This window comes from Sedimentibacter sp. B4 (assembly GCF_000309315.1).
Lineage (GTDB): Bacteria > Bacillota > Clostridia > Tissierellales > Sedimentibacteraceae > Sedimentibacter > Sedimentibacter saalensis.
The window spans coordinates 1-226 of sequence record NZ_CANG01001028.1 but is presented as its reverse complement, the minus strand read 5'-3'; the positions used below and the strand labels follow the sequence as shown (position 1 = coordinate 226).

At 66.4% G+C, this 226-nt stretch carries 1 protein-coding gene; it reads left to right on the top strand.

The annotated features are described in order from the left end of the window. A partial coding sequence (locus tag BN358_RS21560; RefSeq protein ID WP_040584221.1) for a thioredoxin family protein occupies positions 1-226 on the top strand: 226 nt, incomplete at both ends.

Genomic DNA, 226 nt, shown 5'->3' with positions numbered 1-226 from the left:
AATGAACATCAAGATCCTCGGCTCCGGCTGCGCCAACTGCCAGAACCTGGAGAAGGCCGCCCGACAGGCCGTCGACGAGCTCGGTCTCGAGGCGACCTTCGAGAAGGTCCCGACTACGCCGACATCGCGCCTACGGCATCATGCGACGCCGGGCCTGGTGGTCGACGAGGAGGTCGTGCTGTCGGGACGCGTGCCCACCGCCAGCCAGGTGAAGGAACTGCTCACC